Source organism: Anaerolineae bacterium (assembly GCA_014360855.1).
Lineage (GTDB): Bacteria > Chloroflexota > Anaerolineae > JACIWP01 > JACIWP01 > JACIWP01.
Map to the genome: position 1 here is coordinate 1 of JACIWP010000110.1, position 9,735 is coordinate 9,735.

General features: G+C 63.9%; 9 protein-coding genes. 7 read left to right on the top strand and 2 right to left on the bottom strand.

Translation table 11 applies throughout. The features are described 5' to 3' along the window. The 4 genes from H5T60_07495 to H5T60_07510 form a co-directional block, all read left to right on the top strand. Positions 1-516 (top strand): PDZ domain-containing protein (locus H5T60_07495; protein MBC7242275.1); only part of this gene is annotated, 516 nt, incomplete at its 5' end. 133 nt (positions 517-649) lie between these two features. Further along, positions 650-1,093 carry an Hsp20/alpha crystallin family protein gene (locus H5T60_07500; protein ID MBC7242276.1) on the top strand — a complete coding sequence of 148 codons (444 nt, stop codon included), beginning with the start codon at positions 650-652 and terminating at the stop codon, positions 1,091-1,093. Between the two features lie 184 nt (positions 1,094-1,277). Next, positions 1,278-1,721: an Hsp20/alpha crystallin family protein gene (locus H5T60_07505; protein ID MBC7242277.1), complete on the top strand. Its 444-nt coding sequence runs from the start codon at positions 1,278-1,280 to the stop codon at positions 1,719-1,721. A 186-nt stretch (positions 1,722-1,907) separates the two neighbouring features. Beyond that, the gene (locus H5T60_07510) at positions 1,908-4,766 is read left to right on the top strand and encodes a glycoside hydrolase family 3 protein (GenBank protein MBC7242278.1); all 2,859 of its coding nucleotides are present in this window, start codon (positions 1,908-1,910) and stop codon (positions 4,764-4,766) included. 6 nt (positions 4,767-4,772) lie between these two features. Here the strand turns inward: H5T60_07510 and H5T60_07515 are convergent, their stop codons facing one another. Next, positions 4,773-5,798, bottom strand: a complete 1,026-nt coding sequence (locus H5T60_07515) for a serine/threonine protein kinase (GenBank protein MBC7242279.1) — start codon at positions 5,796-5,798, stop codon at positions 4,773-4,775. Positions 5,799-5,921: 123 nt separating this feature from the next. On the opposite strand from H5T60_07515, the gene H5T60_07520 reads away from it, so the two are divergent. Further along, positions 5,922-6,566, top strand: a complete 645-nt coding sequence (locus H5T60_07520; GenBank protein MBC7242280.1) for an FHA domain-containing protein — start codon at positions 5,922-5,924, stop codon at positions 6,564-6,566. Here the strand turns inward: H5T60_07520 and H5T60_07525 are convergent. Further along, on the bottom strand, positions 6,553-7,368 hold the full coding sequence (locus H5T60_07525) for a coenzyme F420-0:L-glutamate ligase (GenBank protein MBC7242281.1): 816 nt from the start codon (positions 7,366-7,368) through the stop codon (positions 6,553-6,555). The genes H5T60_07520 and H5T60_07525 overlap by 14 nt on opposite strands. A 255-nt stretch (positions 7,369-7,623) precedes the next feature. Between H5T60_07525 and H5T60_07530 the strand changes: the two genes are divergently transcribed. Continuing rightward, a complete protein-coding gene (locus H5T60_07530; protein MBC7242282.1) occupies positions 7,624-8,250 on the top strand; it encodes a cobalamin B12-binding domain-containing protein in 627 nt (208 codons plus the stop codon). Between the two features lie 3 nt (positions 8,251-8,253). Beyond that, the gene (locus H5T60_07535; GenBank protein MBC7242283.1) at positions 8,254-9,591 is read left to right on the top strand and encodes a uroporphyrinogen decarboxylase; all 1,338 of its coding nucleotides are present in this window, start codon (positions 8,254-8,256) and stop codon (positions 9,589-9,591) included. Positions 9,592-9,735 lie beyond the last annotated feature (144 nt).

Below are 9,735 nucleotides of genomic sequence, written 5' to 3' on the forward strand. Positions count from 1 at the left end.
AACCCGGGCAACTCCGGCGGACCACTGCTGGATGCGCGCGGCCGGCTGATCGGCGTGAACACCGCCATCGTCTCGCCCAGCGGGGCCTCGGCCGGCGTGGGGTTTGCCATTCCGGTGGACACCGTGCGGCGCGTCGTGCCGGTGCTGATCGAGAAGGGCTATTATCCCCATCCCTGGATAGGGATTCTGGGATATTCCATCACGCCGGCGCTGGCGCGGCGCCTGGACCTACCGGTAGAGCAGGGTATCCTCGTAGCGCGGGTGTACAGCAACAGTCCGGCGGCACGCGCCGGCATCCGCGGCGCCACGCGTCAGGTGGTCATCGGCAACCAGGTGGTGCTGGCCGGCGGGGACATCCTCACCGCCATCAACGGCCATCCCATCCGGGACTGGGACAGCCTGGACGCCTATCTGGAAGAGAACACGGTGGTAGGCGATGTGGTGACGGTGACCCTCCTGCGCGACGGCAGGGAGCGCACCGTGCAGGTGGAGCTGGCCGAGGAGCCGCGCTCATAAGGGCAGTTCTAACAAAACTCTAATACTTCTCTAATGCCATTCTAACGCCGGCCTGATAATATAGGAATCGCCAAGTTCGATGACACACCTTACACCAATCCCGAAGCTGGAGTAAGGAAAGGAGGTGAGGCGTATGTCGCTGATGCGGTGGCAGCCCTTTGAGGAGCTGATGTCCCTGCGCGAGGCGATGGATCGTCTGTTCGAGGAGAGCATCGTCTGGCCGCGGAGCCTGCTTGCGCCGGCAGCCCAGACCTTCGCCGTGGATATCTATGAGACCAAGGACGATGTGGTGGTGAAAGCCAGCCTGCCCGGCGTCAAGCCCGAGGACATCGAGGTCTCCGTGGTCGGCGACACCCTGACCATCAAGGGCGAGGTGAAGGAAGAGAAGGACATCAAAGAGGAGAATTACATCCGCAAGGAGCGCCGCTATGGGTCCTTCTGCCGGTCCTTCACTCTGCCCGTGTCGGTGGATGCCGACAAGGCGACGGCGGAGTTTGAGAACGGCGTGCTGACCCTGACGCTCCCCAAGGCGGAAGAGGTCAAGCCCAAGACCATCGCCATCAAGGCCAAGAAATAATGTGCACCGCGTGGGGGCGAGGCCATCGGGACATCAACGCCGCACGCCTCGCCCCCATTCCGTCTCCAGGCTATAGGCCACAGACCACGGACAATAGACCATAGACCACGGACGATAGGACGCAGGGAGATGGGCTATCGTCCATGGTCTGCGGTCTATATCCCAGAAAAGGAGGTGATGCGCGATGTCGCTGGATCGTTGGGAGCCATTCCGGGAGTTTATGACTCTGCGGGAAGCGATGGATCGGTTGTTTGAGGAGAGCCTGGTGAATTGGCGCCGGCTGGGCGTGGGCGCCGGCGAGCGCACCATGCGTCTGCCCATTGACGCCTACGCCACCGATAACGAGATCGTCATCATGGCGCCGGTGCCGGGCGTCAAGCCGGAGGATGTGGAAATCACGCTGGAAGGCGATACGCTGACCATCAAGGGCGAGATCAAACCGCCCCTGGAGAATGTGGACTATATCTTCCAGGAGCGCGCCTACGGCCCCTTCAGCCGCACCCTGACGCTGAATGTGCCCGTGGATGCGGAGAAGGCCGAGGCGACCTTCGAGAACGGCATCCTCACCCTGACCATCCCGAAGGCGGAAAGCGTCAAACCCAAGACCATCAAGGTCAAGTCCAAGTAAGCCGGCGATGCCTCCCGCAGGGACTCCTGCGGGAGGTTTTTTGTCCCGCGCCGGCCGATGTCTTGCGCCAGCACTCTGCCTCGTGTATACTATCATCAGCCCGCGGAGCAAACACGGGCATATTCCCCCACATCAGAGGGCGGAAGGCGCATGAAGCGGATAGGTTGGCGTCTTGCAATAAGCATCGTGCTGCTGAGCATCCTGCTGGCCGGCATGCCGGCCGCCGGCTTTGCCCAACCCGCCTCTCGCGCACCCTCCGCTGACACCGCCGTGGACACCATCATCGCCGGCATGACCGTCGAGGAACGGGTCGGCCAGCTTTTCCTGGTCACCTTTATGGGGAACCAGGCGCCGCCCGATTCGGACATCGCGGAGCTGATCCAGAGCTACCGGGTGGGCGGCGTGGTCCTGCTGGCCAGCAACGGCAATATCGTCAACCGCGGCGACACCCCCCGCCAGACCGCGGAGCTGGTCAACCAGCTCCAGCAGTTGGCCCTGACCGCCCCGCCGCTGGAAAGCAAGTACCCGGCTGTCCCGCCGGCCGGCGTCGTTACCCCTACCCAGACCATTACCCCTACCGGCAGTACCCATATCCCGCTCTTTATCGCCGTGGACCATGAGGGGGATGGATACCCCTATACGCGCCTGCGCAACGGCTTTACCCCGGTGCCGAGCAATATGGCGGTGGGAGCAACCTGGTCGCCGGCGCTGGCCGAGGCCATCGGGCAAGTCGTCGGGGCGGAACTGCGCGCCGTGGGCATCAATATGCTCCTCGGCCCTTCCCTCGACGTGCTGGACACTCCCCGCCCGGGCGGTCGCGGCGACATGGGCATCCGCACCTTTGGCGGCGACCCCTACTGGGTGGGCGCGCTGGGCGAGGCCTACATCCGCGGTGTGCATCTGGGGAGCGCCGGCGGCATCGTGACCGTGGCCAAGCACTTCCCGGGCAATGGGGGAAGCGACCGCCGGCCGGATGAGGAGATTTCCACCGTCAACAAGTCGCTCAAAGAGCTGTACCGCATCGAGCTGGCCCCCTTCTTCGCCGTCACGAAAGAACCGAAGCTGGGCAGTCCCTCGGTGACCGACGCGCTGATGACCTCGCATATCCGCTACCGCGGTTTCCAGGGCAACATCCGCCAGCTCACGCGGCCGATTTCCTTCGATGCGCAGAACCTGCCGGCGCTGATGCAGTTGCCGGAGTTCGCGCCCTGGCGGGAAGCCGGCGGACTGCTGGTCAGCGACGCCCTGGGCGTGCCGGCGGTGCGCAAATATTACGACCCGCAGTTGCAGACCTTCCCGTACCGGCAAATCGCCCAGGAGGCCTTCCTGGCCGGCAATGACCTGCTGATCCTTTCCCAGTTTGCCCTGCATGACAACTGGGCCGAGCAGTTCGAAAATATCAAGGCGACCATCGCTTTCTTCCAGGAGAAATATGTCAGCGACCCCAACTTCCGCGCCCGTGCGGACGAGTCTCTGCGCCGCATCCTGGCCCTGAAACTGCGGCTCTATCCCTCCTTCTCCCCCGACAAAGTGCTGGTGGACCCGGAGGCGGTCGAGGATGTGGTGGGCAAGGGGTTGGGCGTGGTAAGCGATGTGGCCAAACAGGCCCTGACCCTCATCTACCCTGGCCCGGGGGAGCTGGCGGACCGGCTTCCCAGCCCGCCCCTCTCGGATGAACCCATTGTCATCTTTACCGATATGCGGGAGGTGTCGGACTGCTCCGACCGCGCGCTCTGCCCACCCTTTACCCTGCTGGGAGTGGACGATTTCGCGAAGGAGATCTTGAAGCTGTACGGGCCGGCCGGCACCGGCCAGGTACAGCCCGACCTGCTCACCAGTTTTAGCTTTGCCGACCTGTGGGGGTATCTGCACCCCGAGGCCGGCGAGTCCAGCCCCGAATCCCGCAAGGCCATCGAGGAGGCGCTGGGAAAGGCCCAGTGGGTGGTCTTCGTCACCCTGGACATTGACCCGATCCACTACCCGGCCTCCGCCGCCCTGCGGGACTTTCTGCGGGAGAGCGAGTCGCTCCTGCGCAATAAAAACATCATCGTCTTCGCTTTAGCCGAGCCCTATTACCTGGACACCACCGAGATCAGCAAGCTGACCGCCTATTACGGCCTGTACAGCAAGATGCCGCCCTGTATCGAGGTGGCGGTGCGCACGCTGTTCCAGGAGATCACCCCGCGGGGCGCATCGCCGGTCTCCATCGCCGGCATCAACTACGACCTGATCTCCATCACCGAGCCGGACCCTGACCAGATCATCCAGGTGCGCTTGAACACGCCGGCCGGCAGTGACCCGGCCAAGAGCGTGGATATCACCGTGGGCAGTACGCTGTCGCTGATCGCCGGCCCCATCCTCGACCACAACGGCCACCCCGTGCCGGATGGCACGCCGGTGGAGTTCCGCCTGTATTATCCGGCGGAATCGCTGGAGCTTCCGCGCCTGCGCACAACCACCGTCAACGGCCTAGCCGAAGGCTCCGTGGTGCTGGAGCGGGTAGGACAGCTCAACGTCACCGCATCCAGCGGCAACGCCGTCCGCTCCACCACCCTGCAGGTAGTCATCTCGAGCAACGAGCCGGCACAGATTTCCACCGTGGTGCCAAGCCCTACCGCCACCTTTACCCCGACCCATACGCCGCCGCCGACCCCCACACCGCGTCCCACCGCCACACCCCTGCCGCAGGTGACCCCCACGGAGGCGACGACCGCCGGCGGCACAAAGGCCGGCGGGGCCGCTGGGGGCCGCTGGGGCGCGCTGGGCATGACGCTCCTGGCGCTGTTCGCCATGGGCGGGATCGCCGGCCTGACATGGGCGCTCGTGCATCACTCGCCCATCACCGGCGCGCGGCTGGCGCTGTGGCTGATGAGCGGCGGCCTGGCGGCCTATGTGCTGTACGTGCAAGGCCTTCTGCCAGCCGGCCCACCGGATGAGGAATCGGCCGCCTGGCTGGCGCCGATGATTTCCGCGGTCGGGGGACTGGTGGTCGCCGGCATCTATCTATCGTTGGACAGGGGACTGCGGCGTCGGATCAGCCGCTGAGGGACATCAGCGGATAGGCCCGAAAGCGGTGACGATCAGGGCGACGAACAGCAGTATCAAAAAGAGGATCAGGGGCACGCGCAGAGCGGCAAACCAAACGGGCGCTTCGGATGGCTGGCGTGCGGCAGTATCCGCCGGCGAGGGGGCCGGCTCACCAAAGAACAGCTCCTGGCGGAAGGCCGCTACCGTGGGCGGACGCTGGTCAGGATGCATCTCCAGCGCGTGCATGATGGCGTGGTTGGTGCGTTCGGAAACGGCAGGGTTGAGGTCGCGCACGCTGGGCAAAATGCCTGGCTTCAGGAAGCGCTGTTTGGCATCCACGGGCGGCTTTCCCGTCAGCAGGTGATACAGCGTGGCGCCCAGAGAATAGATGTCGGAGCGCGGGTCGGTGTGGCCGGTATCGCCGCCGTACTGCTCCAGCGGCGTGTACTGGACGGTGCCGCGTCCCTGCAGGACAGTGATGGTGCGATTATCGTCGGGGAGCATCAGCTTGACAAGGCCGAAGTCCACCAGCTTGATGGTGCCGGCCGGCGTGAGCTTGATATTGCCGGGCTTGATATCGCGATGCAGTACCGGCGGGTCCTGGGAATGGAGGTATTCCAGCGCATCGCAGAGCTGTTCGGCCCAACGCAGGACCTGTTCTTCCGGCAGAGGATGTCCCTGCATAAGGGCTTCTTCCAGGAGCTGGCGCAGGTCTTTGCCGGCGACGTAATCCATCACCAGGTATTCGCGGCCGGCCTCGGAGAAATAGTCGGAAACCTTGGGCAAATTGGGGTGATCCAGGCGCGCCAATACCGAGGCCTCGCGGTAAAACTGCTCACGGGCCTGCCGGGCGGACGCAGGGTCAGTGCCCAGATCAGGACGAATTTCTTTGATGGCACAGGCACGCCCTTCCAGAAGCAGGTCATCGGCCCGGTAGACGGCGCCCATGCCGCCCTCGCCGACGAGTTCCGTGATGCGGTAGCGCTCTTTCAGGACAGTGCCAGGAGCGAGCGGCTCGACCAAGGGAAACCTCTTCTCCTCCGGATCCATCACTGTGGGGGAGCCGCGCCAACGACGAATGGCCGCATGCCGCTGGCGGGGGGCGACTCCACCTATAACTATAGCTGAGAGTAATAGGGTTGTCAAACGCCCTGCGAGTAAGGGGATATAAGGATGCAGAACCAGGACGTCGGGATATTGATACTGCGAGAGGGTGAGGGTTGCGGCCAGATCTGGTCATTGAGCCGGCCGGAGACGGTCATCGGTCGGGACGAATCGTGCGACATCGTGCTCAATGACCGCAAGGTCTCCCGCCGGCATGCCAGCATCCGCCGTCAGCCCGACGGCTATTACATCACCGACCTGCAGAGCAAGAACGGGACCTTTGTCAACGGCGAGGCGGTGCTCGGGACGCGGCGGCTCCACGATGGGGACGAGATTCAGATCGCCCTGTGCTACCGCCTGGCCTTTGTGGATGCCGGCGCCACCGTCCCGCTGAGCCTGGAGGAAACCTTCCGGCGCGGCCTGGTGCTGGACAAAGAAGCGCGCATGGTCTATCTGCACCAGAAGGCGCTGGAGCCCCCGTTGTCGCCGGCCCAATTCCGCCTGCTGGAACTGCTGTACGATAACTGTGACCGCGTCGTCAGCCGGGAGGAGATCGTCTCGGCGGTGTGGCCCGATGAGTCCGCCGAGGGCATCACCGAGCAGGCCATTGATGCGCTGGTGCGCCGGCTGAGGGAACGCCTGGCCGAGCTGGACCCCTCCTGGCAGTTTGTCGTCACCGTGCGCGGGCACGGGTTCCGCTTCAACCGCCCGTAGGATGGGGGGCCGGCCGGCCGCCGGCCGCGGCCTTAAATTCCTCGTTGTAAATGACGGAAAAGATGTCCTGGTCGGCAGGGACCAGGATCTCCTCCGGCCGAATCTCGCGCTCTGTGAAGGTGACCGGCGCATCCTCAATCAGCACAAAGGGGGTGCGTTCGTTCGCCTCTCCTCCTACCACGACGGCGGCGGCCGCCAGCCCGTCTGCGACCATGCGTTCGGTGTACTGAAGCGGCCGGCCGAAGAGATCGGGCTGTCCCCTCTGCACGTCCAGCCCCTCAAACCCCCAGAACGCCAGCGCCATGCCCGTGAAGCCGCGCCGCAGGGGGGTCGAGCGGGCGTCGGTCAGGATCACGCCGACCCGCTCTATCCCATAGGCGGCGCGCAGGTCCTGCCAGAACCTTTTGGCCCATTCCCAGGGGCGGTGCGGCCACAGGACCACGTGGCCCAGCGGGGCGTTGGACATGTCAATGCCGGCGTTGGCGATCAGGATACCGTCCTTGAGCGTCAGCCATATCACACTGGACGCGAAGACGTGGTCTGCCTCGCGCAGGATCAGCTCCATCCAGCGGGCGTAGGTCTCCGGGTCCTTGCCGGCGTCCAGCCGGCGGGCCTGCCGCGCTGCCGGCGACGGCTCCACGGAGGCCAGTGCCACGATGCGCCCCTGTTCCAGCGCCACCACCTTGGACGCCACGCAGAGAATGTCACCGTCGCGCAAAGGGCGGGGCAGGGACTGCTGTAAGATGGGGAGAAGCGGCTGACGAGGCTCAATCACCGGTGTCTGAACGGCGGTCACGCGCACGGGCAATTCGCTCCTTATCACCATGTATGGCAGGATGATAGTACCATAAACCCCGCCTGCTGTACAAAACGAGGGGATTTGGGTAACCCGTATTGTCAGGCCTTCGCTCTTTTGCCGGGTGCGGGACCGCCGGCGAAATGGGCAAATCCCTTTTCCCGGCCCCATCCGCCCCTTGACAGGTTATATATATAGGAGTATAATATAATCAGCGTTGGACTTCAACGCCTATTTCACCCATGTCGAAAGGAGGCATCCATGGCACAAGAACTGGTTCAGGCCATTGCCGACCTGAACGAAAAGGAGGCAGTGGCGCTCACCCGCTCCCTGCTGGAGAAAGGAGTCAGCCCGCTGGAGGTCCTTGACGACTGCCGGGCCGCCATGCAGATCGTCGGGGAACGCTTCGAATCGAAACAGGCCTTCATCCCCGAACTGATCTTCGCCGGCGAAATCCTCAAGCAAATCACCGAGATCGTCAAGCCCTACCTCCAGCGCGAGGCGACCGCCGGCAAAAAGCTCGGCAAGGTGGTCATCGGCACGGTCCAGGGCGACATCCACGACATCGGCAAGAACATCGTCGTCTTCATGCTCGAAATCAACGGCTTCGATGTGACCGACCTGGGCGTGGATGTGCCGGCGGAGCGCTTCGTGCAGGCGGTGAAAGAGAACGGCGCCGGCATCGTCGGCCTGAGCGGCTTCCTCACCGTCGCCTATGAACCCATGAAACAGACCGTGCAGGCCTTGCGCTCCGCAGTGCCGGAGGTTAAAATCATGATCGGCGGCGGGCCCATCAACGAGCAAATCCGCGAATACACCGGCGCCGATGCCTGGGGCAAGAATGCTGTTGACGCTGTTGTCATCGCCAAACAGTGGGTAGGAGCGTGACCTATGACCACCGAATGGAAGACCATGACCCCGGAACAAAAGTACGAGGCCCTCTGGGCAAAGTTCCTCTCCACCGAGGGCAAACCCTTTGCCTCCCCGCAGGTCGCCGAGCTGTACCGGCGCAGGGTCCAGCGACTGAAGGATGTCTGCGAGCTGAAGAAGCCCGATGCGGTCCCCATCCTGCTCGCTGTCGGGAACTATGTGGCAGAATATGCCGGCATCTCCCACGGCGACATGATGTACGACTACGACAAGATGGCCGAGGCCATCCTCAAGTTCAACGTGGACTTCGACCTGGACTATCAGGTCGCCGGCAACGGCCTCCCCGGCAAAGCCTTCGACCGGCTGGGATTCCGCACCTACCGCTGGCCGGGCAATGGGCTTCCGAAACACATGCCCTTCCAGATGGTCGAGGACGAGTACATGCTCCCCGACGAGTATGACCAGCTCATCGCTGATCCCGAGGGCTTCTTCCTGCGCGTGTATATGCCGCGCATCATGAAGAGCCTGGAGGGCTGGAAGATGCTCCCCTCCCTGTACGGCGTGATGGAACTGCCCATGGCGCTGATACTCCTGGGGACGCTGACCGTGCCGGCGGTGCAGGAGGGCTTCCAGGCCTGGATCGACGCCGGCCGGCTGGCCGCCGAATTCTTCGCCGCCGCCGGCAAGGCCGGCGCCCAGCTCACCTTCCAGCACGGCATGCCCAACTACCTGGGCGGCTTCACCAAGGCGCCCTTTGACATCATCGGGGATACCCTGCGCGGCACCCGCGGCATCATGATTGACATGTACCGCCAGCCGGACAAACTGCTGGCCGCTGTCGAACGGCTGGTGCCCATCGCCATCCAGATGGGCATCGAAGCGGCCATGAGCGCCGGCCTGCCGCTGGTCTTCATCCCCCTGCACAAGGGCGCCGACGGCTTCATGTCCACCAAGGACTTCAACCGCTTCTACTGGCCGACCCTCAAGGCTGTGTGCGAGGGGCTTATCGCGGCCGGCTGTGTGCCCTTCCTCTTCGTCGAGGGCGGCTACAACGAGCGGCTGGACGCGCTGGCCGATTCGCCACTGCCGGCCGGCAAGAGCATGTGGATGTTCGACTACACCGATCTCGCCGAGGTCAAGAAGAAGCTGGGTAACTGGGCCTGCTTCGGCGGCAATGTGCCAGTCTCCCTGTTCTATGCCGGCACGCCCCAACAGATGGCCGACCACGTCAAGAAGCTCATTGACACCGTCGGACAGGACGGCGGGTACTTCATCGCGCCGGGCGCGGTGCTTGACAATGCCCGGCCCGAGAACCTGCACGCCTTCATCCAGACGGCGCGCGAGTACGGAAAATACTGATTTGCCGGGCGGGTGGTAAGACAATGCGCCGGCGGTCAGGTCACCCCTTTGACCGCCGGCGCCAATTTGTACCTTCCCATAAAACCCACGAGAGCTGAGGACCCCCCACGTACTCAGCTCTCTATGTGAAAAGGAGGAGAAGAA

Excerpts from the sequence above, each read along its gene's own strand:
- H5T60_07500 (MBC7242276.1), top strand. The coding sequence starts at position 650 with ATGTCGCTGATGCGGTGGCAGCCCTTTGAGGAGCTGATGTCCCTGCGC.
- H5T60_07505 (MBC7242277.1), top strand. The coding sequence starts at position 1,278 with ATGTCGCTGGATCGTTGGGAGCCATTCCGGGAGTTTATGACTCTGCGG.
- H5T60_07515 (MBC7242279.1), bottom strand. The coding sequence starts at position 5,798 with ATGGATCCGGAGGAGAAGAGGTTTCCCTTGGTCGAGCCGCTCGCTCCT.
- H5T60_07520 (MBC7242280.1), top strand. The coding sequence starts at position 5,922 with ATGCAGAACCAGGACGTCGGGATATTGATACTGCGAGAGGGTGAGGGT.
- H5T60_07530 (MBC7242282.1), top strand. The coding sequence starts at position 7,624 with ATGGCACAAGAACTGGTTCAGGCCATTGCCGACCTGAACGAAAAGGAG.
- H5T60_07535 (MBC7242283.1), top strand. The coding sequence starts at position 8,254 with ATGACCACCGAATGGAAGACCATGACCCCGGAACAAAAGTACGAGGCC.